Source organism: Neobacillus sp. SM06, assembly GCF_050496765.1.
GTDB lineage: Bacteria > Bacillota > Bacilli > Bacillales > Cytobacillaceae > JAEVLT01.
In genome coordinates this window covers 297,763-323,558 of record NZ_JBNWEO010000011.1, presented here as the reverse complement: position 1 = coordinate 323,558, position 25,796 = coordinate 297,763, and the positions used below count along the sequence as shown (strand labels likewise).

Sequence of the window (25,796 nt, the reverse complement as noted above, 5' to 3'; positions counted from 1 at the left end):
CAGTTCTTGTACATATTTTTTTATATATTAATAGTATAGAAAATTCATAAAACGGAGGTGGAAAGAGTGAAAGGAAGAAGGCAGACTTTATTTATTGATTTTGAATTTACGATGCCTGAAAAAAATGCCAGGATGAAAAATTTTTATCCGGAAATTATTGAAGTAGGACTTGTTTTGGTCATCGATGATCGAATCGCGGAGCAGTTCTCTTCTTTTGTCACGCCGCTTCGGTTTCCTATACTAACAGAACGCTGCAAGTCATTTTTACATATTACTCAAGAACAAGTTGATCAAGGTTTATCGTTCTATGAGCTCCTTCGAAAGCTTGAGGAATTCACAAAAAACCATGAAAATGTCATTGTTACTTGGGGAAATATGGATATGAAAGTACTAAGGCACAATTGCCAGCAAGCGAAAGTTCCCTTTCCCTTTCAAGCGGTAGAAATTGATTTATCGATGGAATATAAGCGCTTTTTCGGCGACCAAAATCAAACAGGCCTATGGAAAGCCGTCCAGGAATACGGAAAAGAGGGGACTGGGAAACATCATCGCGCACTTGACGATGCCTTGACAACGTATAATATTTACCGGCTTGTCGAAAAAGACAAACGGTACTTGGAAAAACCAAAGCCAACGACAATCGGCGACCGTGTTGATTTTTCAAAACTGCTTAATGAATTTGTTTAAAAGGCCAAATCACAAACATGTGCTTGGCCTTTATCACCATTTACTTAAAATACTCCTTCTCTAACGAAGCGAGAATGTCCAAGCTTCTTGCGCCCCAAGGCGATTCAGCCGCCTTCAACTCCGCTTTCATCTTTCCGACCGCTTCTCTTAATGAATGAGAATAATCCGGCACTTCGTCACTGAATGCTTTCACCATTTGCTTTGGAATATTTGCCTGCTCGCGAAAGGCAAGCGCTTTTCGTTCATGAAAGATTGCAACATTTGCATCTTTTGGATTGTGCAAATCGCCCTGCATCGGATGTTTCAGAACGGCTAAAACTCTGACTAAGTAATGCTGCGGCCGAATATCTGTAATTTCACCGATATACTTTCCCGTTTTGTAAATCGCGGTGACCGTATCACCCACTTGAAATTCTGCCATGCTACACTTGCCTCCAATCATTCCTTTTTCCTTCATTATGAAGGATGTTCTTCCAAAAACAAAGTGTTAAAATAAACACGATTGGTTAACGCTAGAGAGTGGAGGGATGTTTTTTGAAAAAGTGGATGCTGGTCATGGCCTTGATTGTGGCAATGATGGTAGCGATAGCGGCATGCAGTTCAGCCAATTCGACCCAGAGCGAAAAAACAACGGCATCAAAACCGAAGACAACTGAAAAACAAGGAGGCACTGCAGTGGGAGAATCGAGTTTTCCACAATTAACAACCGAAGTTTCCGCCAAGGATCGAGTCGTTGAAATGGAAACATCTATGGGAACGATTAAGCTAAAACTTTTTCCTCAATATGCGCCAAAAGCGGTTGAAAACTTTATCAAGCATAGTGAGGATGGATATTACAACGGTCTTATCTTCCATCGGGTGATTAAGGATTTTATGATCCAAGGCGGCGATCCGAATGGAAATGGGACAGGCGGTGAAAGTATATATGGCAAACCTTTCGCGGATGAGTTCTCACCCCAATTGTTTAACCTCCGCGGCGCGCTGTCAATGGCAAATGCCGGTCCGAACACAAATGGCAGCCAGTTCTTTATTGTTCAAAAAAGCAAATTGGATCCGGCTTTAAAAGGACAGATGGAACAAGCCGGTTACCCGAAAGAGATTATGGCCGCATATGAGAAAAATAGCGGAACACCATGGCTTGATTATAAGCACACCGTTTTTGGGCAAGTGATCGATGGAATGGAGATCGTTGATAAAATCGCCAATACACCAGTTGATGCAAAAGACAAACCGAAGGAAGATGTCATCATTAAAAAAATAACTGTTGTTAAATAATCGTTGGAACAGCTGATCTTTTCGGCTGTTCTTTTTTGCATACCGTAAAGTTTTAGGCAAATACTATGACAAATTGCTTTTTTGGAGGTTCTTTTGATGAAAAAATTCGTTGCATTTGCTTTGCTTTTTTTAGCCGGATGTACCCAGCAGAACCCGATGAAAGTCGATGTTGAAATGTATAATGCTGTTGGAGACTCTTTAGGAACGATCAAGATGGCTGAACAATCGAGCGGGGTAAAGCTAAGTATAAATTTAAAGGGGTTGCCTCCCGGAGTCCATGCCATCCATATTCATAATAATGGGAAGTGTATGGCGCCTGATTTTAAGTCAGCCGGGAACCATTTTAACCCGGAAGATAAAGAACATGGTCTGTTAAATCCAAAAGGAGCTCATGCAGGGGATCTTCCCAATCTCATTGTCGAGGATGATGGTAGTGTCAAGGCGGAAATAATGGCGCCAAATGTCACGTTAAAAGAAGGAAAGAAATCGTTATTCACAAAACAAGGAACTTCCATTGTCATTGATGAGGACAAGGACGATGGAATGACCCAGCCTTCAGGTGATTCGGGTAAGAGAATTGCTTGCGGGGAAATTTCAAAAAATAAACAGCAAAAAGGGCAAACGAAAGCCCAAGATGAGAAAAAATAATCGCCCATTTCGCCTTTAATTGGTTTGCTGTCCATACACGCTTACCTGATAGGACATAAACTATCGTGTACAGTTTAGGAAGGAGCGATGAGCTTGGAAAATAGACAATATTATGGCGGTTACCCGGGTCAAATGATGGGCGGTTATCCAGCAGGGCAGCAAGGAATGATGGGAGGATATCCGCAGCATATGGGCGGTTATCCATATGGAGGTTATCCACAAATGGGCGGACATCATTATCCGTATCACCACCACCACCATCATCATCACGGTGGAGGATATCCGCAAATGAAACACGGCTACCCTGGACAAATGGGCGGGTATCCGGGTCAAATGATGGGCGGCTATCCGCAAGGCTACGGTCAAAGATCGGAAGAGAAGTAATAAAATGAAACTTCAGTCAGGTGTAGGTTATTTCCATCCCCAACTGATTGCTCGTTACCTTTACCACCTATCCATGATAGGTGGTTTCCCTTTGCACCGAAGCAAAGGCTACTTCTTGATTTCTCAACTCGTTTTGACGAAAATAGAAGGAAGAAATGAAAATAGGAAGTGTAAAATGTGGCAGTAAAACTCTATTACGAAGATGCATACCTTCAATCTTTTTCAACCGAAGTTGTGAAACAAGCAAAGGATGAACGGGGAAACGATTATCTTGTACTGACCCAAACCGCCTTTTATCCAACCGGAGGAGGACAGCCCCATGACACTGGCACGATCAATGGCTATAATGTCATCGATGTAGAAGAGGTGAACGGGGAAATCAGGCATTATGTAGACAAAGCGTTTGCCGAACTGCCTTCTGAGGTTAGTGGCAAAATTAATTGGGAGCGAAGGTTTGATCATATGCAGCAACATGCAGGGCAGCATATTTTATCCGCCGCTTTTGATCAATTGTTTCACTATCGAACGGTCAGTTTTCATTTGGGTCAGGAAGGGCTGACGATTGATATCGATACCGAATATTTAACGACTGAAGAAGCGATGAAAGCGGAAGATTTGGCGAATAAAATGATTTTGGAAAACAGGCCAATCGAAACAAAATGGGTGAGGCCTGAAGAACTGTCAGCTTACCCGCTGCGCAAAGAAACGAAGGTGAAAGAGAATATCCGCCTTGTGATCATCCCGGATTATGATTACAATGGCTGCGGCGGCACCCATCCAAAAACGACCGGAGAGGTACGCGCAATCAAAATTCTTAATTGGGAGCGGCAAAAGCAAAAAATCCGTGTCCACTTTATTTGCGGGGAGCGGGTACTTCATCAATTTGGGAAAAAACAAACCGCCCTCCTTGACTTAACAAGACTGTTAAACGTTCCGGAACAAGAATTGCCGGCAGCAGTTCAAAAACTACTTGACGGCAACAAGGAAACGGAGAAAGCGCTCGAGCATGCGCAAGAACAGCTTCTCGCTTATGAAGCAAAGGAGCTCCAATCGGAAAGCAAACCGTTTGCCCATTCCGAAGTTTATCTTACCCGTGTTTTTGAGAATCGCACAATCCAGGAACTGCAAAAGCTTGCGCGGATGATTGCTGCCGCCAATGACCGGGCCAATGTTTTTTTTGCCGCTGAAAATGGCGACAGACTGCAAGTCGTTTTTGCCAGAGGCACGGCAGGCACCATAAGCATGAAAAATCTTCTTAGCGAAGCGCTTGGTTTGATCAATGGCAAGGGTGGCGGAAATGATACATTTGCCCAGGGAGGCGGAGCCGCTTCTGTTTCAGGGAAAGATTTACTAAATTCAGTTTTGCGAAAGTACCTCATGGAATGAACCTCTTTATTTCGTTCATACTAAAATAGGTACATTCGTTGTATGAAAAAATATTTTCTATATAATAGAGACTGTGTAAAAAATTTTTCACCTCGGTTTATAAAAAATAGCATCTTGAAGGGATGAGTTAGTTTGGAAAAACAACAAGTCGGAGTCGTTGGTGTTGGAGTAATGGGCAGAAGCATCGCCCTTAACTTTGAAAGCAAAGGTTTTCCTGTCTCGGTCTATGATCTTTCAGCTGAAAAGGTGCAGGAAATCCTTGAACACAACAAAGGGAAAAACATATTCGGTACGACCAATATAGAAGAATTTGTGCAGTCGCTCGAAACGCCAAGAAAAATTTTGCTAATGGTCAATGCCGGTCCGATTACCGATAAAGCGATTGAATCGATCGTTCCTTATTTGGATAAAGGGGACATCTTAATTGACGGCGGCAACAGTTTTTACAAAGATACGATCCGCCGAAATCAGGAATTGGAAGAAAAAGGAATTCTATTTATTGGGGCAGGTGTTTCTGGCGGTGAAGAAGGAGCACTGACAGGTCCTGCGATTATGCCGAGCGGACAGAAAGAAGCATACGAAGCAGTTGAACAATTGTTAACAGGCATTTCTGCAAAAGTCAACGGTGATCCTTGCTGTACATATATTGGGCCAGACGGCGCCGGCCATTATGTGAAAATGGTTCATAATGGAATTGAATACGGCGATATGCAGTTAATCACGGAAGCATACCATATCATGAAAGAACATCTTGGATTAACGACCGATGAGCTTCATGAAGTGTTCAGCGAGTGGAACAAAGGTGAACTGGATAGCTATTTAATCGAAATCACCGCAGATATTTTTACCAAAAAAGATCCGGAAACAGGCAAGCCGCTTGTGGATGTCATCTTAGATACCGCCGGCCAAAAAGGAACCGGAAAATGGACAAGCCAAAGTGCACTTGATTTAGGTGTGCCGCTATCGATTATAACCGAGTCGGTTTTCTCCCGTTTTCTGTCGGCAATGAAGGAAGAACGGGTTCGTGCCAGCAACATTCTTAATGGGCCGGTGAAAAAATCATTCACTGGGAACAAGGAAGCATTTATTGAATTGATTCGCAAGACACTTTATTTAAGCAAAATTTGTTCATATGCTCAGGGTTTTGCCCAGTTTAAGGTAGCTTCGGAAGAATACGGTTGGCATTTGAAGCCAGGGGAAATTGCGATGATTTTCCGCGGCGGCTGTATTATCCGCGCAGGCTTCCTGCAAAACATCAAGGATGCCTATGACCGCAATCCTGAACTCGATAATTTGCTGCTTGATGAATATTTTAAATCGGTTGTAGAGAATTATCAGGATGCGGCGAGGGAAGTTGTTTCCGTTGCCATTCAGGCAGGTATACCTGTGCCGGGATTAGCGAGTGCTCTGGCGTATTATGATAGCTACCGTACGGCCGTTTTACCGGCAAACCTTTTGCAAGCACAGCGTGATTACTTCGGTGCCCATACGTACCAGCGCGTCGATCGCGAAGGAACCTTTCATACGGACTGGCTGGAAAAATAAATGGAAATCCTTAACCGGACGTAAACAAGTGCGTCCGGTTTTTGTTATACTTAAACAAAAAGGAGTTGGTGTTCATGGGGCTGTTTGACGGGATGATCGGGAATGCAGCAGAAATCAATATAGAAGAAGTACAACGGGATTTTACGAAAATCCTTGCATCGAATGAACGAATTGAGAAAGCGTATAAACTGATAAGGGATTTATTTATTTTTACCAATAAACGGCTAATCTTGGTGGACAAACAAGGGCTGACAGGGAAAAAAGTCGAGTATCATTCAATTCCGTATAAAAATATTACCCATTTCAGTATCGAAACAGCAGGGCATTTTGATTTGGATGCGGAATTAAAAATCTGGATTTCCGGAAATGCCTTGCCATTGCAAAAGCAATTTAATAAAAGCCTGAATATTTATGAACTCCAATCGATATTGGCGGAATATGTTCTCAAGTAAAAGAGGAAAGGACGAGCAGTGTTTTAGCTCGTCCTCTCGTTCGTTTTTAGCCGAGTGCTCGTTTTAATCGTTCGAGGGCGTCTGCCAGCATTTCTTTCGGGCATGCAAAATTGAGGCGGATAAAGCCTTCACCGCCCAAGCCATACTTTGTACCAGGCTCGAGGGCTACTTTTCCTTTTTCAATCAAACGCCGCCTGATCTCTTTGTCCGTTTGTCCCAACTTGCGGCAATCAATCCAAAGCAAATAGGTACCATCCGGTTCCATGCAAGAAAGCTGCGGCAGGTTTTCCGCCAAATAGCTTAAGGCAAATTGTTTATTCTCCTCCAAATAATCGAGCAATTCTTCGAGCCATGCTTCACCATGCTGATAGGCGGTCTCCATCGCCAAAATTCCAAACGTATTTAAGGAGAAAAATCCATGGCGTCTTTGGGTTTTGAGAAACTGCTCCCTTTTTTCCTTCGATTGAATGACTACTGCTGAAGCTTGAAGGCCTGCAAGATTAAACGTTTTACTTGGAGAAAGACAAGTAATGGTCATTTCTAAGACTTCATCGCTTATTGAAGCAATGGGATAATGCTTATGGGATTGGTAAACAAGGTCCGAATGAATTTCATCAGAAACGATCAAACAATTGTATTTAACGCATACCTCCGCTATTCTTTGCAATTCGTCCCGGCTCCATACGCGGCCGCCTGGATTGTGGGGATTGCATAACAAAAACAGTTTGCAACCGTTTTTTACTTCTTCTTCAAAATGTTCAAAATCAATCTCATACCGGCCATTTGTTAATTTTAATGGTGAGTTGGCAACAATCCGGTCATTTTTTTCAATCATATCAAAAAAGGGCGTGTAGACAGGCGATTGCAGCAGGACTTTGTCTCCTGGGGCTGTAAATGTTTGAATAGCCATGCTAATCGCTTCGACGACACTGTTCGCATATAAAAGGGTATCGGATTCAATCGTCCACCGATGCCGTTTATGAAGCCAGGTTTGAATAGCGCTGTTTACCGATTCCGGGATAAAGGTATAGCCGAAGATTCCGTGTTCGACGCGCTTTTTTAAAGCATCAATAACTGCTTTGGGCGGGCGGAAATCCATGTCCGCCACCCACATTGGCAAAAGATCTTTTTCCCCAAATATCGCCTCTGTCCGCTCCCACTTAACGGAAGCGGTTTGCATTCGATCAATTTTCTCATCAAATCTGGACAAGCCAAACACCATCCTTTAGAAAATAAATACCATCTCCATTCTATGTTAAAGTAAATGAAGATAATCTGAAACTAAAAAGATGGCCAAAATAGACGCTTCGATGCTCAGGTGTTTGTTAAAGGCATAAAAAAAGGGACACACCATGAGGTTGTCCGCTTCAAAAAGGGGGGAATACTAGAAAGCCTTATAGAAATATAGTTTCCAACTTTTTTATCTTTTATGCATTCCCAGAAATTATTTTTCAAAAAAATGGGACAAATCCTTTCTATGACAAAAATCTTCACTGTAAAGCCCAGTTGTTTTGGGATCCGCTTTTTGCCCTTTTATATGCTGATTTTTTTCATTAGGCTTTCAATTTCCCTATCAATGGCAGTTGGAGGTTCTTTTATGCCTTTTTGAGTAATTCAGAGGCAGGGATGTCGAGAACAGTTGATATTTTTAAAATGGTGTGGGTAGTAGGAGTTTGTTGGCCGGATTCATATCGTTTAATTGTATCGGTACCGACTCTGATTTTTCTCGCTAATTCTTGCTGTGTAAGATTGCATCTTTCCCGGCATTGTTTAAGGTTTTCACCGAACGAATTCATTTGCTCCACCCCTCCTTTCTTTATCGTATTGTCAAAAGTTATATATTAAAAAGTTAATAAATCCTTGATTTAGTGGGCTTTAAAATGCAAAAAACTTGCCACCCCCTAAAATCTAAGGATAATTGAGGTTACCCCACACACAACATCCCAGATTGGAAGTGACAAGTTTGTACCCTCAATTATTAACTTATTTAATGGAATTTATCAAGCATCAAGATCAGGTAATTCGAACATTACTTACACTTCTCGTTGGAAAGGGTATGTTTGAAAAACCTGAAGAAACGCCTGTTAATAAACCTTATCGAAAACTTCAAGTCGATGAACTTCCTATCATCGAAACCTTTGAAAAACTTGATTATCAAAAACTCCTCACCGATTATCTTGAGAAAAACGGTAAACCCTTAAAACCGGTTCAAAGACGTTCAAATACAAAAGCAATTGTACCTAAGTCAATGAACTGTCCAGCGTGTGGTGCTCCATCGGATTATCTTTATGCCAATAATGGAGGCAAAGGACAGTATCAATGTAAGGTATGTTCCTGCCTTTTTAACAATAAGAGTCGTTATTTGAAAGAGGCTATTCTTAAGTGCCCTCATTGTTCAAAAACCCTTGAAAAAGTTAAGGAGCGACAAGATTTTGACGTGTTCAAGTGCAAAAATAACGATTGTCCCTATTACCAAAAGAAACTAAACGGCATGTCTTCCAAAGAAAAGAAACGGTTTAAAAAGGATCCGCAGGCATTTAAATTACGATACATTTTTCGCCGGTTTCACCTTGATTTTAAGCCTCTTTCCAAGGAATCACCTGAACTTCCAGTAGTGGATTTGTCAAAGATTTACGCATCTCCACATACATTGGGGTTGATTCTAACTTACCATGTCAACTATGGCCTTTCAGCTCGTAAAACAGCTGCCATTATGCAGGATGTCCATGGTGTATCCATTTCACATCAAACGATTTTGAACTACGAAAACAGCGTCGCTCTTTTGCTTAAGCCATATATTGATCATTACCCTTACGAGCTTTCCGATCAATTTTGTGGCGATGAAACCTATATTCGAGTGAATGGTCACTGGCATTACTTATTTTTCTTTTTCGATGCGGTGAAGAAAATCATCCTTTCTTATCCGGTCTCACCGAATCGAGATACGGTTTCCGCTATTCGTGCAATGGATGATGTCTTATTGAAGATGAAAGAGATTCCAAAAGATTTAACCTTTGTGGTAGACGGAAATCCGATCTATCTGCTAGCCCAACATTTCTTCGCACAGCACGGCATTTCCTTTGATGTGAAGCAAGTGATTGGGCTGACAAACGACGATCCTGTTTCGACGGAATACAGACCTCTTAAGCAAATTATCGAGAGACTTAACCGCACTTTTAAGGGCAACTATCGTTCCACTCATGGCTTTGGGTCGGAACATGGTTCAGTTTCTTTTGTCACGTTGTTTGTGGCGTACTTTAATTTCCTTCGTCCACATGCAAGTTTAGAGGGCAAAGTCCCGGTAGTGAATCCAGAACTATCAGGGCTTCCTACAATGCCCGCGCGATGGACAAAGTTAATGGAATTAGCTCAACGCTGGATTATCCAGCAGCGGTCTACCTAACTTTTTGTTTAGCAGAGCCCTTGAATAAAACTAGCATCCGGCGAAGCGAACTCTTGACAAACCGAACTAGCCAATGGTTTAAAATGGAAAAACCAAGGGCTATTTAGCATGCCTTCTTTTTGTCCCCGTCGCCCTTGGTAAAGTAAACGCAAACCATTGGCGTGTTTGTCAAGAGCGGTTGCGGGGGCATACCCGCCCAGTAAATGGAAGAAATATTAAATCGCTAGGTAGTTTTCATAGAACTTTTGACACTACCTTCTTTATTTAATAACAGCTCTTGTCGATTTTTTAGATATCCCCAACTTTATTGTATCATGTTCATGTATTTTCCTTGCTCTGATTTTCGAACATTCTGTTAATAAAACAAAAAAGTTATTTTTGATTAAAAATATTCGATATGATATAATGTTTCAATGCATATAAAATGAAAAGAAAAAATAACTTATTTAGGAGTGTTTTCATGTCAGATAAATTGGAAGTTGGCAGTATAGTAACGGGTAAAGTGACAGGGGTTCAACCGTACGGTGCATTTGTAGCACTTGATGAACAAACGCAAGGACTTGTCCATATTTCTGAAATTACCCACGGTTATGTAAAAGATATAAATGAGTATTTAAAAGTCGGCGATGAAGTAAAAGTAAAAGTACTCTCCATTGATGAAAGTGCTGGTAAAGTGGGCTTATCGATTCGCGCAACGGAGGACGCCCCACAGCAAACAGCAGTAAAACCAAAAAAAGCGCGGAAACGCCAGACGGCGACTATCTTGCCAGAAGCGGAAGAACAGCAGGGCTTTAATACACTGAAAGAGAAACTTCAAGAGTGGATTGACCAATCCCAACGTGAAGACTTGATAAAAAGGTAATAAAAAAATCCTTGCATTGAGAGAGAATGCAAGGGTTTTTCTTTTATCTTGTCGGATGCGCTTCAGGCTCCCGCTCCAATTCTTCGTTTGGTTTAAAGAGAAGTCCCAGGTTTACAAGGCCGGCAATTCCAATTAAACCGTAGATAATTCTTGAAACTGCTGAGCTTGATCCGCCAAAAATAGCAGCAACAAGATCAAATTGAAAAAAACCAATTAATCCCCAGTTGATCGCGCCGATAATTGTCAGAACCAAGGCGGTGCGTTGTATGCCACTCATGCTGTTTCCTCCTTCATTAAATGGGTTCGTATTTAGAGTCAGCATTCTTCAAAAAAATATTCATCGAAAAGTTTTAGAAAGTTTATCGGCGGGAAAAATAAATCGCGATCTTTGCATTCAACACGAAAATCCATAATAATAGGATTGAAAAGGAGGCTGAATGAATTGGAAAACTTTACTTTCACGAATCCAACAAAATTAATTTTTGGCAAAGGCCAGCTTGAACAATTGAAAACAGAAATTCCACAATATGGGAATAATGTTTTGCTTGTTTATGGCGGCGGCAGCATTAAGCGGACTGGTTTATATGAAAAGGTGATAGCTTATTTAAAAGAATTCGATGCCAAAGTTTTTGAATTGCCTGGTGTTGAGCCGAATCCCCGTTTGACAACAGCGAAGAAAGGGATCGAGATTTGCAAAAATGAAGGGGTTGACTTTATTTTGGCTGTTGGCGGCGGCAGTGTCATTGACTGCACAAAGCTCATTGCAGCCGGCTCAAAATACGATGGTGACGCGTGGGATCTTGTAACGAAAAAAGCTTTTGCAACGGAAGCTCTTCCATTTGGAACCGTGTTAACTCTCGCCGCAACGGGTTCGGAAATGAATTCCGGGTCTGTGATTACCAATTGGGAAACGAAGGAAAAATACGGCTGGGGCAGCTCGGTAACCTTCCCAACATTTTCGATATTAGATCCGGTATATACATATACGGTTCCGAAGGATCAAACGATATATGGAATGGTTGACATGATGTCGCATGCGTTTGAACATTATTTTCACCTTGAAGAAAATACTCCGCTGCAGGATCGCATGGTGGAATCTCTCTTGCAAACGGTGATTGACACCGCGCCAAAACTTCTCAATGATTTGGAGAATTACGAGTATCGTTCCACCATCCTCTACTGTGGAACAATGGCATTAAACGGCATGCTGTCAATGGGGTATCGCGGCGATTGGGCAACACACAATCTTGAGCATGCGGTTTCTGCGGTCTATGATATTCCGCATGGCGGCGGACTCGCGATTCTTTTCCCTAACTGGATGAAGCATAACTTAAAAGTGAAGCCGGAACGCTTTCAACAGATGGCAGTAAGGGTGTTTGGTGTCGATCCGCAAGGAAAAACGGCTGAAGAGGCCGGACTTGAAGGTATTGAAAAACTTCGCGAGTTCTGGATGAGCATTGGGGCTCCATCCCGCCTGGCCGATTATAAAATTGATGACAGCCAGCTTGAATTAATGGCAGACAAAGCAATGGTTAATGGTGAATTTGGTAATTTTAAAAAATTGAACAAGGAAGATGTACTCGCGATTTACCGCGCATCTTTATAATATCGGGGAAAGGAGCTATTCGTCCATCGAAAGGGTGAATGGCTTCTTTTTGGCGAATTTGACGTGGAATTTACTATTCAAAACGTAAAAAAATTATCGAAATTGGTTACGCTTACATTCCGGTTAGTTCCTTGATTATCTGTTCACCATTCGTTAAAGTAAAAGTGGTATTGAAAAAAATTTACGGAGGACTCAAGAAAAATGACACATATCCGTTTTGATTACACGAAAGCACTAAGCTTTTTTGGCGAACATGAACTTACATACTTGCGCGATGCCGTTAAAGTTGCGCACCATTCCCTTCATGAAAAAACAGGTGCCGGCAGCGACTTTTTAGGCTGGATCGACCTGCCTGCGGATTACGACAAAGAAGAATTTTCGCGCATTCAAAAGGCAGCTGCGAAAATCAAGTCGGATTCAGATGTCCTGCTTGTTATCGGCATTGGCGGCTCTTATTTAGGGGCAAGAGCGGCAATTGAAGCGTTGCAGCACAGTTTTTACAATGTCCTTCCAAAAGGGAAGCGGAAGACGCCGCAAATTATTTTTGTCGGCAACAACATCAGCTCCACTTACATGCAGGATGTAATGGATCTTCTGGAAGATGCAGATTTTTCAATTAACGTGATTTCAAAATCCGGTACGACTACTGAACCGGCTATTGCCTTCCGCATTTTCCGCAAACTGCTTGAGGAAAAATACGGAGCAGAAGAAGCGCGCAAACGGATTTACGCTACGACGGACAAAGCCCGCGGCGCTTTAAAAACATTAGCGGATGAAGAAGGCTATGAATCGTTTGTGATTCCGGATGATGTCGGCGGCCGCTATTCCGTTTTGACAGCTGTCGGACTATTGCCAATTGCGGTGAGCGGAGCGGATATCGAAAAAATGATGGAAGGCGCTGCAAAAGCCCGTGAAGATTTCGGCCACTCGGAATTGGAAGAAAATCCAGCCTATCAATATGCTGCCGTTCGGAACGCTCTTTACAATAAAGGGAAAACGATTGAAATGCTGATCAATTATGAGCCGGCATTGCAGTATTTTTCCGAATGGTGGAAGCAGCTGTTTGGTGAAAGCGAAGGAAAAGACCAAAAAGGAATTTATCCGTCTTCCGCAAACTTTTCAACTGATCTTCATTCTCTTGGCCAGTACGTACAAGAAGGCCGCCGCGATCTCTTTGAAACAGTGGTCAAGGTTGAGAAGCCGCGCCATGAACTGACAATCGGCAAAGAGGATAAAGATTTGGACGGCTTAAATTACTTGGCTGGACAAACTGTTGATTTTGTTAATAACAAAGCATTTGAAGGAACAATGCTTGCTCATACGGATGGCGGCGTACCGAATTTAATTGTTACGATTCCGTCGCTTGATGAATATACTTTCGGTTATCTTGTCTATTTCTTTGAGAAAGCTTGTGCAATGAGCGGTTATCTGCTCGGGGTAAATCCATTTGACCAGCCTGGTGTTGAAGCTTACAAAGTTAACATGTTCGCCCTTCTCGGCAAACCAGGTTACGAAGAGAAAAAAGCCGAACTTGAAAAACGATTAAAATAAGATAACGATGAGCACTCCCCAAGCGGGAGTGCTTTTTTGGGGCTAAGGAACATGTATGGTTTGTGAAAATATGTAATGGACTATTGCCGAAAAAGTGACAAATACGGATAAACGGGAAAAACCCGCGGATAAAAGAACAATGTTCACGGATAAACGGGAAAAACCCGCGGATAAAAGAACAATGTTCACGGATAAACGGGAAAAATCCACGGATAAAAGAACAAAATCCTCGGATAAATAATCAACTTCATAGATAATAGAATCCTAACCAAGGAATAATTCCCAAAATCACCAAATAGCAATGAAAATTTTTTTAATAGCAAAAATAGCTAGCGTCTGCTAGCTATTTTCCAATATGTTGTTCTTTTGGAACCACTTTTCCTCTATTAAATGCCGTGGAATTCCCATATGAAAAGTGTCAAATTCGACAATATACTTAGGACGTTGTTTTGATTCCTTGTAAATTTTTCCGATATATTCCCCAATCAAACCTATCGCAATCAACTGGAGGCCGCCGATCAGCCAAATGGAAGTAATCAGCGAAGTCCAGCCTGTCTGGGTGTGTCCCAAAAATTTAAGCGTTAAAAAATAGCTGCCAAAAAAGAAGCTGACCAAAAATGAGACAACCCCAATCAACAGGACAAGCCTAATAGGGGTAACGGAAAAAGACGTTATCCCATCGAAGGCGAAAGCGAGCATTTTTTTCAAAGGATATTTCGTCTCCCCGGCTTTTCGCTCCTTGCGGTCATAATAAACAGTGGTCGAACGAAAGCCAATCAAAGGGATGATCCCTCGTAAGAAAAGATTAACTTCCTTAAAGTTTTCGAGTTCTTGAATCGCTCGTCTGCTCATCAGACGGAAATCGGCATGATTGTAAACAAGGTCAACGCCCATTTTTTTCATGATGTTATAAAAACCTTGGGCAGTCGTTCGTTTAAAAAATGAATCGGTTTCCCGGCGCTTGCGAACACCGTATACAATTTCACAACCTGCAGTATAGTTTAAAATAAATTCACGGATGGTCTCAATATCATCCTGAAGATCGGCATCAATTGTAACAACACAATCGGAAAGATCCTTTACATTGAACATCCCGGCGAGCAAAGCATTTTGATGACCAACATTGCGCGAAAGCTTCAAGCCGCGAACATGCTCATTGTGAAGCCCCTCTTTGTAAATTAAATCCCATGTTCCATCCTTGCTGCCATCGTCGACAAAAACAATTTTGCTTCGATCGGAAATCATTTTTTCATTTTTCAAATCGATCATGAAATTCGTTAAAACGGAAATGGTTTCTGGCAAAACTGCTTCCTCATTGTAGCATGGCACCACTATCGTTAAAATTGGTTCGATCATCGTTGAGTCCCTCACATTACTTTGTATAAGTAAATTTTCCAAGCAGCCTGTTTCGATTGAAAAACCTTCTCCAGCTTTAAATGGTTTTCAATTGCGTTATCAATCGGCAGGGCGGCAAAAATATAGCGACCGCCCAACTTTTTCAATTCGACGGTATTCAGCTGAAGATTTTTTAAATGCCGCTTGGAGTCTTTTTTGATCATATAGCGTTTCCCCAGTTGGCTTGTAAAAAGGTAACAGCGGCCGCCCCATTGATCAAAATAGCGGCGGATGACGTTGTTTCTGTGCAATTCCTGGGCAATAATCTTTCGAAACCGGTGCTTGTAGACAAGCGGATAAAAATTATTGTATGTATCAAGGGTGTAAAACCCATTGTACTGGGCGATTGCCGGATGAATTCCAATGCTTGCGACCCGGTACTCTTTTTGCGGCAACGCAATATAATTGCGAACTTCGCTAAATAGTTCTTCCGCGTAAAATTCTTTTACCGTTGGTTTTTGATGGTACACGATTTCATCATTAAACAGGAACAACATGAGTATTTGGCCAAAAGCCAGCCACTTGGCAGACTTTGTCCAAGAAAAACGTTGACTTGCAACAATTTTCAAGGCCAAGGCAAAATCAGCATAAATGACGAGCGGGCTTAGAAAATGGTAGCGGGCAAAGTTGAATGTATCAAGAAAATGAAACCTTTTTGTCAGCGGCAGCCATCCTTTGTAAAACCAAAAGGCATACCAGGCCGACAATAGAAAATTTAAGAAAAATAAAAACACAAATACGCGATCTTGTTTCCATGAATGATTTTTAATCACAAAATAAAGAGCAATAAACGTAACAGGCAGAAGGATGAATCCGTGAACGGTCATATCATGGGTGTGGCCGAAAAAATAGTTTTTAAAAGTTAACCGAACGGCTCGCCAAAATGGCAAACTGGCATGAAAATATTCGTCCCGGCTATTCGGCTCGCCTTTTAGCAAGAAAGAAGAAACGAGACGATAGTCGACTAGCAGATACAATCCGGTCATATAGACGATCGCCAGCAAAAATGGCCCATTCACCTTTCTTTTTCGTAAGGCGTCACTCAGCCAAAAGGCGCCCATGGCGCTTAAAAAAAAGAAAAAGCCCAAAACAAAACTTGAATAAAACGGCAATAGGGTGAGTACTGCATAATCCTTCCATGAGGATTCACGGCTGCGAATGTTTAAAAATGCCCAAAGTGCAAGCGGCATGCCCAAGGTGCTTAGCATCCCCGATGGCCAAAAGGGAGTTAGGGCAAAGGCAAGGGCGGTGCCAATTTGGTATGGCAGCCATTGTCGTCCTGGAAGGAGATGTTTTTTTAGGAGCAAATACATTCCAATGAAGGCAATGGCCCTTGTGATCAATTGGCTAAAGCTGTAAGCGGTCATGGTTGGAAAGAATGCGTACAGCCAGACGATTCCGCTGTATTCCGTTCCGAATGCATTTCTTGGCAAACCGTTGATGATTTGCGGGATCACGCCATGAATCGAGCCAAACATTTGTCCGCTGTTTGCTAGAACTTTATACCAGGCGATATTCGAGTCCAAATTATCATGAACGCGGATATGCGCATTTTCCTGTAGGATAAACAGGGGGGACAAATAAATAGCGAGCACAAGAAAGGCAAGACCAAACCATCTCGACTCTTCTGTCCAAACACGATTCAACTCAAAAACACCTCAACCCATTTTTTCTGGTAGTTTTTGTTTGATGTCTGGAAAGTATTCCTTTTTTCTTAACTTTTCCTTCTTAGATAAAAATGGCTCTTTTCGTCCATAATGGAAAATAAAATCAAAATCGGGGGATTTCACATGCCAAACCGTTTCTATATTCGTTTTTTGCATTTGCCTCTGCTTCTGCGCATCTTGTTAATCGCCCTATTTGTGTTTCTCTCTTTTGGCATTTTGATTCATTTGCTTGAACCGGCTACATTTCCAACGATTTTCGATGGAATTTGGTGGTCTATTATTACGGCTTCAACGGTCGGATATGGGGATTATGTGCCGCATTCGACTTGGGGAAGGCTAGCAGCAACTGTGCTGATTTTACTTGGCGCAGGCTTTGTTTCGTCCTATTTTGCTACATTGGCAACGGCCGCGGTGACAAGGCAGGACGCACTTTCAGCAGGGAGAATTGCTTTTAAAGGTCATGGTCATACAATCATTATTGGCTGGAACGAGCGCTCGCGGGAATTGATCCACAAACTTGTCCGTTTTGGTGCACAGAATATTGTTCTTGTGGATGAAACGCTGGAGGCAAATCCAGTGCAGTCGAGGTTTGTGCATTTTATTCAGGGGAAGCCCCATATGGATGAAACCATTTTAAAGAGCAATATTGACGAGGCCGAGAAAGTGTTGATCACAGCAGATCGCGGAAACGATGAACTGCAAGCCGATATGAACAGCATTCTCACTTTGCTAACGATTAAGGGGCTGTGCCCTTCTGTGAAGTGCATTGTGGAAATTCTTACAGCAGAGCAAGTCATTAATGCGAAACGGGCGGGGGCTGATGAAGTCATCCAGTCGAATAAACTAACAAGTGTATTTATGGTGAACAGCCTGCATTCGAATGGTGACGGACTGCTTTCAGATTTTGTCCAGCCATTGCAGGAAAACCGCCTATCGCTGCAAGAAGCTGAAGACAGCTTTGTCGGAATGCCGTTTAAAAAGGTTTTGGGGATTTTATTTGAAAAAGGAGAGCTTTTGATTGGGTTAAAGAGAGGAGAGGAACTGATCGTTCATCCGTCCCACTCCAATTTAATCGAAAAAGGGGATAAGTTTTTAATTTTAAAATAGAAGTTATCCACATACCAACAATGTTATTCTAGTTATCAACAAACTTATTCACAGTATATACATGTTTATCAACATTTTTAAGTGGTTTATCCACAAGGATCCCCAGCTAGGGAAAACGCATCACGCAAGAGCACCCACCCGAATGCGCCTCCTGAAAACCAGTAAACTGGTTCGTGCAAGAGTTTTTGGGAATATTTGCACCATTGAACAATTCATATCTGGTCCCCATCTCGAATACAAATTTGTAGACAGGCTTCTAATCAAAAAAATGGGGAGAGAGTGCATGAACGTTTTTTTAAGTTACATCCTGCTGGGGCTTTCGTTGGCGGCTCCGATTGGTCCAATCAATGCAGCGCAAATTGACAGAGGAATAAAAAATGGCTTTATGCATGCATGGTTCATTGGTGTGGGTGCGATCCTTGCCGATGGCCTTTACATGCTGATTGTTTACATAGGAGTGATCCAGTTTCTCGAAATGGATTTTATGAAAACCTTTTTATGGTCATTTGGCAGCTTTGTTCTACTCTATACTGGGGTGGAGAGCTTGATCAGTGCTGGTAAACTGAATCTTCAAGACCATAGGAACAAAGAGCCGCTTTATAAATCGTTCTTTTCAGGGTTTTTTATGTCAGTGTCGAATCCGCTCACCATTTTGTTTTGGCTTGGAATATACGGCTCCATTCTTGCTAAGACAGCCGCTTCTTATGAAACCACGGAGTTACTCTTTTACAGCAGTGCCATTTTCATCGGACTACTGCTTTGGGATATTATGATGGCTGGAATCTCAAGCAGTTTTCGCAAATACTTAACATCGGGATTGCTTGTGTCCATATCGTTTTTATCCGGCTTTTCACTCATTGGTTTCGGAATTTATTTTGGCGTTCAGGCAGTAAAATTATTGCTTCAGTAAAAAAGCTGGCCGGAACAATCCGACCAGCTTATGTTGGTTGTGGTTTCAGAGCTTCTTTATTTTTCCACCGGAAATGCATCATCCATGTGACTCCCCCGATGATCGCCAAAAATAACAAACTGATGAAAAATCCTGGCCGGCTTGAATCGTGAAAAAGAGTACCAATAACAGCTAGCAAAATAAAGGCTGCCCCGATTAAATACATCATTTTCTCCTTAGCTTCCAGCTTCAAAATTTTTCGGGAAGACGCGAGAATGAAGATCCAATTGTAAAGCAGCATTAGACCCGCTGCAGTTGTGAGATATTCATAAATTTGATTTGGCATCACCAGTGCGGTGATGATGGAAGCTGTGATCCCGGCGATGGTTAACAAAAGAGCGGGAATTGGAATCTGTAGCTTCCCTTTTTTTGAAAAAATTGCCGGGGCATCGCCTTCTTCTGCTAAAGTGACTAAAATACTCGTTATCGCAAATAGGGAAGCGGCCATTGTTGAAAAGCCAGCAATGATCAAGGCGCCATTAAAAAGATGTGGAACAAAGGATAAATGGAACTGATCCAGCGCAATGATAAACGGACTTTCCTTTCCATTGAATGAACTCCAGGCAGTGATCGCTACAGCCAGACCAATGGACAATATATAGATATTAGTCAGTGTCATCAGCATAACTTTCCCAGCCTTTGGCGCTTCTTTTGGATCTTTCAGCCTTGTCGCCATCAATCCCAAAATTTCAATACCGCCAAATGCGTAAAAAGCAAAAATAACCGATGACCAAAGACCATTGAATCCTTTTGGGAAAAATTCCGCTGCCGTATTTGGAATGCGAAGTGTGCGGCCTCCTCCGTCGATCACACCGAAAAGAGCTAGTGCAGCGATCACAATAAACAGCAGGATCGCAGCAATTTTTAAAATGGCAAGGAAGTTTTCCACCTTATTTAAAATTTGAACGCCAATTAAAAGGACAACTAAACCAAGAATGGCATAGTCAGTAGCAAACATCCATAAGGGTACTTTTGGAAACCAGAACCGCGAAAATATCGATAATGCCGTCATTTGGCTGCCCATAATAAGCATTTCGGAACACCAATAAACCCAGCCGCTGCTAAAGCCTGCCCAGCGGCCGTACGCTTTTTTGGCATAAGAACGAAAAGCTCCTTTTTGCGGATCTTTTGCTGTCATTTTCGACAGGGCGTCAAAAACAAAATACGTTCCAAATGCGGCAAGAATGAAAGCAATTAGGATTGAGGGTCCAGCCATTCTAATTGCCAAGCTGGATCCGAGAAAAAAGCCCGTTCCAATCGTGCAGCCGACACCAAATAAGGAGAGCTGCCACCATTTCATGTTATTCTGTTCGTTCATGCCGCAGTTTGATTTTTCCATACAAGTCCTCCTGTTTACTCTACCTTTCGGCCAATTGCGCCAACGGATTGATCCGTGTTGTCCTGATGATTGTAATCTGCATCATTTACTCCAGGGGGCTGGTTTTGATCTGAGCCTAAATAAGCCGGTTTATGTTTTTTCTGCTCTTTTCTAAACAATTCAAAGTTTTCATTTACCATGTTAATCCCTCTTTTTGTAATGAATTTTCAGCCGAGGACGGCTTACAATCGCATCCTGCTTTTTGTTAAGATACACGTTCAAAGCAGAGATATACGATCGTTTCACAGCAAAACTCTGGAGATTGCTGGAACGAAAAAAATTACATAATTGAGCCGATAAAACCTGAAAATAGAAAGAAAACAGGTTTGATTTTTACTGGAGGTATGAAAAATGCTATCAACAGAAGTGTTAGCTGAACTTCGAATTCAATTGCTGCAAGAAAAGGCAGATTTGGAAGAGCATATAAAGCAAAATGATCATTTTGGACTGGAACGCGGCCATGATCATGAATCGATGGGAGAGCTGTCGAGCTATGACAATCACCCGGCCGATGATGCGACAGAACTGTATGAGAGGGAAAAGGACATTGCCCTTAATGAACATTACTCTTTTGAACTCCGAAATATCAATCATGCGCTAGAAGCGATGGAGAATGGCACATATGGCAAATGTGAAGTGTGCGGCAAAGAGATCCCATTAGAAAGGCTAAAGGCATTGCCAAATACCACGTATTGCAAAGAACATAGTCCAGATCAAGTCGTTTCGCACGATCGGCCGGTGGAAGAAGGTGTACTCATGCCGCCATTTGGAAAGTTTGATATGGATGAAAAAGATGAAGATGTCGCATTCGATGCAGAAGATTCTTGGCAGACAGTGGCGCAGTGGGGGACTTCCGATACCCCTTCAGATCTGGCCTTTCCGCAGGATGACTATCAGGATATTTACACGGAAGCCGATGAAAACGTTGGCTATGTGGAGGATTTTGAGAATTTTGTTGGCAATGATCTGTATGGAAAAAATAGTACTGTTTATCCGAATCCGCAGCACGAACACTATGAGGATTCGCTTGATGAGGAAGGGATTATGACGAGTTTTGGCGATTTGCCGGCATATGAACATGACCCATATGTAGACCGTGATAAAGGGATTTAAAACAAAATAAGAAAACAGCTGCCTTGCCGGCAAGCTGTTTTCGATCCCATTTATGGCTGTTTAGGTAACGGGAGATCTTTCCCCGCGGCATCCTCGATGACGCCGCCGATTTCGCCTTCCATATATGCATCAGTTACTTGTTCATGGGTCGTTGCGAGACCAGAGGAAAGGGCGTCGGTTTGCTGATAATCGCTCGGCTTGAAAAAACGGCCGGCAATTTGGGAACGACTTTTTTGATCTTTTTTGTTCATCTTGAAACCCTCCTTTTTTTACAATGGGTAGTGTTTGCTGATAAGAAAAGGTTTACACTTGTTAATTTTGGAAAAAGAATTCGAAAAGATAACTGGAGGTCAAAATAATGCCTAAGAAAAATCAATTCCCGCCCCGAACGGCGCTCGATGAATCCTTTCATTTTCTTCAAGACCAAATCACTCGAATCGCAGTAGAAGAAGAACAGGAAATGATAAAGGAAGAACGTGCATCAAAAGGAGAAAAAAATGAAAGTTGATCAAACGCAACTAAAATTGCAGTGGACAATTGTTTTTCTCTAGACCCACCTTGGCTTCGTTTGATATGATTGCAAAAGAATTTTCCTGAGGTGGTATAGTGTGGTAAGAGAAGCATTGGCAAAAAGAATTGCCTGGATTAGCTTAATCAGCAATATTGTTTTAACCGTTGGCAAAATTATCATTGGCTTGTATGGCAATAGTGATGCGGTTTTTGCGGACGGGATTCACTCGGCGGCAGACGTTTTTGCTTCCCTGATTGTATTATTGGTGATCAAAATTGCCAACAAACCGGCAGATAAGGAACACCCATACGGGCATGGGAAAGCGGAAGTGATTGTGTCAGGAATTATTGGTATCTTGCTGTTTCTCGTTTCGCTTTATGTTGTTTATGAAGGGATTATCGGCTTTTTCCATCCAGTACAATCACCGACGTTTGTGGCAATGGGTGTTGCATTATTTTCCTACATGGCGAAAATCATTCTTTTCAAATCTTCACTAAAAGTAGCAAAACAGCATAACAGCAAGGCAATTGAAGCGATTGCCTATGATCATAAGGCCGATATCGTTGCATCGATTGCTGCGGCGATCGGGGTCTTCATCTCCATTATCGGGGAAAAGTTGGCGATGCCATTTTTACTGTACGGTGACAAAGTGGCCAGTATTTTTGTCGCTTACCTTATTTTTAAAATTGCCAAGGAGATGCTGCTGGAAGCTTTCAATATATTATTAGAACGGAACATTGATTCGGGAACGCTTGAAGAATATCTCTCGATTATTGCCTCATTTCCAGAAGTAAAGCGGATCGACCGGCTCAGAGCCCGTGAACACGGCCATTATGTTTTGGTTGATTTACGGATTTCGATTGAGCATGACCGGACGATCAAAGAAGGGCATGATTTGGCAAAAAGAATCAAAGAAAGGTTAATGGATCAATATGATCATATTGATGAAGTGCTAATTCACTTGAATCCGTATTTTTCAGAGGTTGAAAAGTGATTCCTTTTATTGGATAATGAAAATTTCACAATCCAATCAAAACAGGTTTGTGCTTTCGCCGTTTTGGGTTTATGATAAGGAAGGATTCTGTCATAACCGTTAGCTTGGCACCATGCTTTTAATTGAGAGGAGTTGATATTTTTGAGTTATCCCGTTGACCCGGACCCAAATAGTAGACAGGGGGAAGTCGAAATCTTTCGATTGAACGAATTGGATTCTGAAACAATATCAGCTCTTAGCAAAGGTGGAGACTTCCTCTAACATGGAGAGGAGGTTTTATGGATGTTAGAAATTTTTAAAAGCAATGAGGCAAATGTATTAGAAAAGGTCGAGACGATTTCGAAAGGTTGTTGGATCAACCTTTATGCACCGACTGAGGCTGAAATTAACCTTGTTGCCAATGATGCGCAAATTTCCGTTGATTTAATGAAAGACGCATTGGACGATGAAGAGCGCCCAAGGATTGAACGGGATGAAGGCCAGGTGTACATCATCGTTGACTACCCATATATTACCCATGATGATTCTGGATTCCCGACATATGAAACAATCCCGATCGGCATTGTTTTGGCCGATCAATGCGTGATTACGATTTCGTTAAAAGATTCACCGATTTTGGATGATTTCAGAAAGAATCGGATAAAAGAATTTTATACGTATAAAAAAACGCGTTTTGCGCTGCAAATTCTGTTTGTTATTTCATCCTATTATTTACGGTATTTAAAGCAGATCAATAAGAAAACAAATGAAATTGAGCGGGAAGTGCATCAATCGTTGAAAAATAAAGAGTTGTATGCTTTCCTGGCATTAGAAAAAAGTTTGGTATACTTTACGACTTCCTTAAAGTCGAACAAAGTGGTGCTCGACAAGTTATTGCGGTTTAACTATATCAAAATGTATGAAGAAGACAAGGATTTACTGGAAGACGTGATTATTGAAAAAACACAGGCGATCGAAATGGCGGAGACGTACAGATCCATCTTAAGCGGGATGATGAACGCCTTTGCTTCGATTATTTCCAATAACTTAAACATTGTGATGAAATTTTTAACTTCGATTACGATTATACTTTCTTTTCCAACAATGGTTGCGAGCTTTTACGGCATGAACGTGGATATCCCGTTCCAGCGCGCGCCGCACTCCTTTGTTGTGCCATTATTGATTTCTGCCTTTTTAACAAGTTTAACTGCATTTATCTTTTGGAAAAAGAAATACTTTTGAAAAAAAGTCAGCCTTAGGGCTGGCTTTTTTTATTCAGAAAGGATTGAAAAAGAAGAGTGGATGGTCTATGATGAAGGTACATAATTAATTAATTTAATTAAGTTACTCTTTGAATTGGGGTGGCCATCGTGGCAACAACTATTTTTCAAGATATCCAAAACCTCCTTGAATATGGGTTGAGGGAAAAACTGATGGAACCAGCAGATCGGATCTATGCGCGAAATCGGATTTTGGCCGAGCTGGGGTTAAATGAATGGCAAGATTGTCTGCCGCAATCAGGGCAGCGTTCCTTGGCAAACATTTTAAACTCCATCCTTGATTGGGCATATGAAAATCAAGTGCTGGCATCCAATACAACAACCGAAAGAGACATTCTTGATACCGAAATCATGAATTGCCTGATGCCTCGCCCGTCAGAGGTAATCAATCAATTTTATAAAAAATATGACCAGGAAAGCTCTGAGGCGGCAACCGATTATTTCTATCAGCTGTCGACCGCTTCCAATTACATTCGCACCGATCGAATTGCCAAAAACAAAGTTTGGAAAGCGGCTACACCGTATGGTGACATTGACATTACGATCAATTTATCAAAGCCAGAAAAAGATCCGAAAGAAATTGCGATGCTGAAAAATGCACCGAGTGTCTCCTACCCAACCTGTTTATTGTGCAAAGAAAACGAGGGGTATAAAGGGAACTTGCGCAATCCAGCCAGAGCGACGCACCGGGTCATCCCGCTATCGTTAAACGGGGAAGAGTGGTTCCTTCAATATTCTCCATATGTTTACTATCAGGAACATTCGATTATTTTGAAAAAAGAACATGTGCCGATGAAGATTTCACGGCAAACATTTGATCGCCTGCTCGCGTTTATCGAGAAATTCCCGCACTATTTTATCGGCTCCAATGCGGATTTGCCGATTGTTGGCGGCTCAATATTGTCGCATGATCACTTCCAAGGCGGCCGATACGAGTTTGCAATTGAAAGAGCCGGGGTTGGAGAATTTCAGAAACTCGAGGGCTATCCATCGATAAAACTGGGGATTGTGAACTGGCCAATGTCAGTGATCCGCCTCCAGGGTAACAAGGAAGAGGTTGCGGCGGCAACGGAATTCATTTGGAAAAAATGGCGTGAGTATAGCGACCCGCATGCAGATATCTTGGCTTATAGCGGTGAAATCCCGCATAACACGGTAACACCGATCGCCAGAAGGCGCGGTGAACAATACGAAATGGATGTTGTTCTAAGAAACAATCGGACAACAGACGCGTTTCCGGATGGCATTTTTCATCCACACCAAGAACTGCACCATATCAAAAAGGAAAATATCGGCCTGATTGAAGTCATGGGGCTTGCTGTTTTGCCGGGGAGGCTTGCGGAAGAATTAGAGCTTGTTGCTCATTATTTGCTTCATCCTTGTGCGAAAGCACAGTGGGATCCGTCCGTTGTAAAGCACTGGGATTGGGTTCAGGAATTGATAGAAAAACATCAAGAAATCACGGAAAGCAATGTAACCGAGATTTTGAAGGCAGAAGTAGGAGCTAAATTTACGACCGTGCTGGAACATGCAGGTGTATTTAAACAGACCCATGAAGGAAAATTGGCTTTTGCCAGATTTATCAATCATTTGCAAACACAAGCAAGACAAGGGAATTTTTAAA

27 protein-coding genes are annotated in these 25,796 nt (G+C 42.0%); 18 read left to right on the top strand and 9 right to left on the bottom strand.

Annotated features, from left to right (window positions below):
• The first annotated feature begins 66 nt into the window (after nt 1–66).
• Complete coding sequence (gene kapD, locus ACQYAD_RS04850) at nt 67–687, top strand: 3'-5' exonuclease KapD (RefSeq protein ID WP_430236047.1); 621 nt, start codon at nt 67–69, stop codon at nt 685–687.
• A 40-nt stretch (nt 688–727) separates the two neighbouring features.
• Here the strand turns inward: kapD and ACQYAD_RS04845 are convergent, their stop codons facing one another.
• Entirely contained in the window at nt 728–1,108 is a 381-nt protein-coding gene (locus ACQYAD_RS04845; protein WP_430236046.1) for a kinase-associated lipoprotein B, read from the bottom strand.
• Nucleotides 1,109–1,221: 113 nt separating this feature from the next.
• Between ACQYAD_RS04845 and ACQYAD_RS04840 the strand changes: the two genes are divergently transcribed.
• The 6 genes from ACQYAD_RS04840 to ACQYAD_RS04815 all read left to right on the top strand — a co-directional run bounded on the left by ACQYAD_RS04840 (nt 1,222) and on the right by ACQYAD_RS04815 (nt 6,377).
• Nucleotides 1,222–1,962, top strand: a complete 741-nt coding sequence (locus ACQYAD_RS04840) for a peptidylprolyl isomerase (protein WP_430236045.1) — start codon at nt 1,222–1,224, stop codon at nt 1,960–1,962.
• A 96-nt stretch (nt 1,963–2,058) separates the two neighbouring features.
• Nucleotides 2,059–2,610 carry a superoxide dismutase family protein gene (locus ACQYAD_RS04835; RefSeq protein ID WP_430236044.1) on the top strand — a complete coding sequence of 184 codons (552 nt, stop codon included), beginning with the start codon at nt 2,059–2,061 and terminating at the stop codon, nt 2,608–2,610.
• Between the two features lie 93 nt (nt 2,611–2,703).
• The gene (locus ACQYAD_RS04830) at nt 2,704–2,994 is read left to right on the top strand and encodes a hypothetical protein (protein WP_430236042.1); all 291 of its coding nucleotides are present in this window, start codon (nt 2,704–2,706) and stop codon (nt 2,992–2,994) included.
• 177 nt (nt 2,995–3,171) lie between these two features.
• Entirely contained in the window at nt 3,172–4,380 is a 1,209-nt protein-coding gene (locus tag ACQYAD_RS04825; RefSeq protein WP_430236041.1) for an alanyl-tRNA editing protein, read from the top strand.
• Between the two features lie 132 nt (nt 4,381–4,512).
• Nucleotides 4,513–5,925: an NADP-dependent phosphogluconate dehydrogenase gene (gene gndA / locus ACQYAD_RS04820; protein WP_430236040.1), complete on the top strand. Its 1,413-nt coding sequence runs from the start codon at nt 4,513–4,515 to the stop codon at nt 5,923–5,925.
• A gap of 74 nt (nt 5,926–5,999) precedes the next feature.
• Nucleotides 6,000–6,377, top strand: coding sequence for a PH domain-containing protein (locus ACQYAD_RS04815; protein WP_430236039.1), 378 nt, complete (start codon nt 6,000–6,002; stop codon nt 6,375–6,377).
• 46 nt (nt 6,378–6,423) lie between these two features.
• On the opposite strand, the gene ACQYAD_RS04810 is transcribed toward ACQYAD_RS04815, so the two are convergent.
• Both ACQYAD_RS04810 and ACQYAD_RS04805 read right to left on the bottom strand, forming a co-directional pair.
• Nucleotides 6,424–7,599: a MalY/PatB family protein gene (locus tag ACQYAD_RS04810; protein WP_430236038.1), complete on the bottom strand. Its 1,176-nt coding sequence runs from the start codon at nt 7,597–7,599 to the stop codon at nt 6,424–6,426.
• Between the two features lie 373 nt (nt 7,600–7,972).
• Nucleotides 7,973–8,173 carry a helix-turn-helix domain-containing protein gene (locus tag ACQYAD_RS04805; protein WP_430236036.1) on the bottom strand — a complete coding sequence of 67 codons (201 nt, stop codon included), beginning with the start codon at nt 8,171–8,173 and terminating at the stop codon, nt 7,973–7,975.
• Between the two features lie 167 nt (nt 8,174–8,340).
• Here ACQYAD_RS04805 and ACQYAD_RS04800 point away from each other — a divergent pair, with 167 nt between their 5' ends.
• Together ACQYAD_RS04800 and yugI are read left to right on the top strand one after the other, a co-directional pair.
• Nucleotides 8,341–9,780, top strand: a complete 1,440-nt coding sequence (locus tag ACQYAD_RS04800) for an IS6 family transposase (protein WP_430234386.1) — start codon at nt 8,341–8,343, stop codon at nt 9,778–9,780.
• 460 nt (nt 9,781–10,240) lie between these two features.
• On the top strand, nt 10,241–10,642 hold the full coding sequence (gene yugI / locus ACQYAD_RS04795) for a S1 domain-containing post-transcriptional regulator GSP13 (protein WP_430236035.1): 402 nt from the start codon (nt 10,241–10,243) through the stop codon (nt 10,640–10,642).
• 43 nt (nt 10,643–10,685) lie between these two features.
• Here the strand turns inward: yugI and ACQYAD_RS04790 are convergent, their stop codons facing one another.
• A complete protein-coding gene (locus ACQYAD_RS04790) occupies nt 10,686–10,919 on the bottom strand; it encodes a DUF378 domain-containing protein (RefSeq protein ID WP_430236033.1) in 234 nt (77 codons plus the stop codon).
• 165 nt (nt 10,920–11,084) lie between these two features.
• On the opposite strand from ACQYAD_RS04790, the gene ACQYAD_RS04785 reads away from it, so the two are divergent.
• Nucleotides 11,085–12,248 carry an iron-containing alcohol dehydrogenase gene (locus ACQYAD_RS04785; protein WP_430236032.1) on the top strand — a complete coding sequence of 388 codons (1,164 nt, stop codon included), beginning with the start codon at nt 11,085–11,087 and terminating at the stop codon, nt 12,246–12,248.
• Between the two features lie 201 nt (nt 12,249–12,449).
• Nucleotides 12,450–13,799: a glucose-6-phosphate isomerase gene (locus ACQYAD_RS04780; RefSeq protein WP_430236031.1), complete on the top strand. Its 1,350-nt coding sequence runs from the start codon at nt 12,450–12,452 to the stop codon at nt 13,797–13,799.
• Between the two features lie 339 nt (nt 13,800–14,138).
• Here the strand turns inward: ACQYAD_RS04780 and ACQYAD_RS04775 are convergent, their stop codons facing one another.
• Both ACQYAD_RS04775 and ACQYAD_RS04770 read right to left on the bottom strand, forming a co-directional pair.
• Nucleotides 14,139–15,155 carry a glycosyltransferase family 2 protein gene (locus ACQYAD_RS04775; RefSeq protein ID WP_430236029.1) on the bottom strand — a complete coding sequence of 339 codons (1,017 nt, stop codon included), beginning with the start codon at nt 15,153–15,155 and terminating at the stop codon, nt 14,139–14,141.
• An 11-nt stretch (nt 15,156–15,166) separates the two neighbouring features.
• Nucleotides 15,167–16,840: a DUF6044 family protein gene (locus ACQYAD_RS04770; protein ID WP_430236028.1), complete on the bottom strand. Its 1,674-nt coding sequence runs from the start codon at nt 16,838–16,840 to the stop codon at nt 15,167–15,169.
• Between the two features lie 144 nt (nt 16,841–16,984).
• On the opposite strand from ACQYAD_RS04770, the gene ACQYAD_RS04765 reads away from it, so the two are divergent.
• Together ACQYAD_RS04765 and ACQYAD_RS04760 are read left to right on the top strand one after the other, a co-directional pair.
• Nucleotides 16,985–17,968 carry a potassium channel family protein gene (locus ACQYAD_RS04765; RefSeq protein ID WP_430236027.1) on the top strand — a complete coding sequence of 328 codons (984 nt, stop codon included), beginning with the start codon at nt 16,985–16,987 and terminating at the stop codon, nt 17,966–17,968.
• Nucleotides 17,969–18,251: 283 nt separating this feature from the next.
• Nucleotides 18,252–18,878, top strand: a complete 627-nt coding sequence (locus ACQYAD_RS04760; protein WP_430236026.1) for a LysE family transporter — start codon at nt 18,252–18,254, stop codon at nt 18,876–18,878.
• Between the two features lie 28 nt (nt 18,879–18,906).
• On the opposite strand, the gene ACQYAD_RS04755 is transcribed toward ACQYAD_RS04760, so the two are convergent.
• Both ACQYAD_RS04755 and ACQYAD_RS04750 read right to left on the bottom strand, forming a co-directional pair.
• Nucleotides 18,907–20,256 (bottom strand): amino acid permease, encoded by a 1,350-nt coding sequence (locus ACQYAD_RS04755; RefSeq protein WP_430236025.1) that lies wholly within the window; start codon nt 20,254–20,256, stop codon nt 18,907–18,909.
• 14 nt (nt 20,257–20,270) lie between these two features.
• Nucleotides 20,271–20,435 carry a hypothetical protein gene (locus ACQYAD_RS04750; protein ID WP_430236024.1) on the bottom strand — a complete coding sequence of 55 codons (165 nt, stop codon included), beginning with the start codon at nt 20,433–20,435 and terminating at the stop codon, nt 20,271–20,273.
• Nucleotides 20,436–20,646: 211 nt separating this feature from the next.
• On the opposite strand from ACQYAD_RS04750, the gene ACQYAD_RS04745 reads away from it, so the two are divergent.
• Nucleotides 20,647–21,408 (top strand): yteA family sporulation protein, encoded by a 762-nt coding sequence (locus ACQYAD_RS04745; protein WP_430236023.1) that lies wholly within the window; start codon nt 20,647–20,649, stop codon nt 21,406–21,408.
• A gap of 50 nt (nt 21,409–21,458) precedes the next feature.
• On the opposite strand, the gene ACQYAD_RS04740 is transcribed toward ACQYAD_RS04745, so the two are convergent.
• Entirely contained in the window at nt 21,459–21,659 is a 201-nt protein-coding gene (locus ACQYAD_RS04740; RefSeq protein WP_430236022.1) for a YozQ family protein, read from the bottom strand.
• A 107-nt stretch (nt 21,660–21,766) separates the two neighbouring features.
• Here ACQYAD_RS04740 and ACQYAD_RS04735 point away from each other — a divergent pair, with 107 nt between their 5' ends.
• From ACQYAD_RS04735 to galT, 4 genes are all read left to right on the top strand, one after another.
• Entirely contained in the window at nt 21,767–21,916 is a 150-nt protein-coding gene (locus ACQYAD_RS04735; RefSeq protein WP_430236021.1) for a hypothetical protein, read from the top strand.
• Between the two features lie 100 nt (nt 21,917–22,016).
• A complete protein-coding gene (locus tag ACQYAD_RS04730) occupies nt 22,017–22,913 on the top strand; it encodes a cation diffusion facilitator family transporter (protein WP_430236019.1) in 897 nt (298 codons plus the stop codon).
• A 282-nt stretch (nt 22,914–23,195) separates the two neighbouring features.
• Nucleotides 23,196–24,134, top strand: a complete 939-nt coding sequence (locus ACQYAD_RS04725; RefSeq protein WP_430236018.1) for a magnesium transporter CorA family protein — start codon at nt 23,196–23,198, stop codon at nt 24,132–24,134.
• 125 nt (nt 24,135–24,259) lie between these two features.
• Nucleotides 24,260–25,795 (top strand): UDP-glucose--hexose-1-phosphate uridylyltransferase, encoded by a 1,536-nt coding sequence (gene galT, locus ACQYAD_RS04720; protein ID WP_430236108.1) that lies wholly within the window; start codon nt 24,260–24,262, stop codon nt 25,793–25,795.
• Nucleotide 25,796: the final 1 nt, after the last annotated feature.

Coding starts and splice junctions, on each gene's coding strand:
- ACQYAD_RS04845 (WP_430236046.1), bottom strand. CDS start 1,108: ATGGCAGAATTTCAAGTGGGTGATACGGTCACCGCGATTTACAAAACG.
- ACQYAD_RS04835 (WP_430236044.1), top strand. CDS start 2,059: ATGAAAAAATTCGTTGCATTTGCTTTGCTTTTTTTAGCCGGATGTACC.
- ACQYAD_RS04815 (WP_430236039.1), top strand. CDS start 6,000: ATGGGGCTGTTTGACGGGATGATCGGGAATGCAGCAGAAATCAATATA.
- ACQYAD_RS04810 (WP_430236038.1), bottom strand. CDS start 7,599: ATGGTGTTTGGCTTGTCCAGATTTGATGAGAAAATTGATCGAATGCAA.
- ACQYAD_RS04805 (WP_430236036.1), bottom strand. CDS start 8,173: ATGAATTCGTTCGGTGAAAACCTTAAACAATGCCGGGAAAGATGCAAT.
- yugI (WP_430236035.1), top strand. CDS start 10,241: ATGTCAGATAAATTGGAAGTTGGCAGTATAGTAACGGGTAAAGTGACA.
- ACQYAD_RS04790 (WP_430236033.1), bottom strand. CDS start 10,919: ATGAGTGGCATACAACGCACCGCCTTGGTTCTGACAATTATCGGCGCG.
- ACQYAD_RS04780 (WP_430236031.1), top strand. CDS start 12,450: ATGACACATATCCGTTTTGATTACACGAAAGCACTAAGCTTTTTTGGC.
- ACQYAD_RS04775 (WP_430236029.1), bottom strand. CDS start 15,155: ATGATCGAACCAATTTTAACGATAGTGGTGCCATGCTACAATGAGGAA.
- ACQYAD_RS04765 (WP_430236027.1), top strand. CDS start 16,985: ATGCCAAACCGTTTCTATATTCGTTTTTTGCATTTGCCTCTGCTTCTG.
- ACQYAD_RS04760 (WP_430236026.1), top strand. CDS start 18,252: ATGAACGTTTTTTTAAGTTACATCCTGCTGGGGCTTTCGTTGGCGGCT.
- ACQYAD_RS04755 (WP_430236025.1), bottom strand. CDS start 20,256: ATGGAAAAATCAAACTGCGGCATGAACGAACAGAATAACATGAAATGG.
- ACQYAD_RS04750 (WP_430236024.1), bottom strand. CDS start 20,435: ATGGTAAATGAAAACTTTGAATTGTTTAGAAAAGAGCAGAAAAAACAT.
- ACQYAD_RS04745 (WP_430236023.1), top strand. CDS start 20,647: ATGCTATCAACAGAAGTGTTAGCTGAACTTCGAATTCAATTGCTGCAA.
- ACQYAD_RS04740 (WP_430236022.1), bottom strand. CDS start 21,659: ATGAACAAAAAAGATCAAAAAAGTCGTTCCCAAATTGCCGGCCGTTTT.
- ACQYAD_RS04735 (WP_430236021.1), top strand. CDS start 21,767: ATGCCTAAGAAAAATCAATTCCCGCCCCGAACGGCGCTCGATGAATCC.
- ACQYAD_RS04725 (WP_430236018.1), top strand. CDS start 23,196: ATGTTAGAAATTTTTAAAAGCAATGAGGCAAATGTATTAGAAAAGGTC.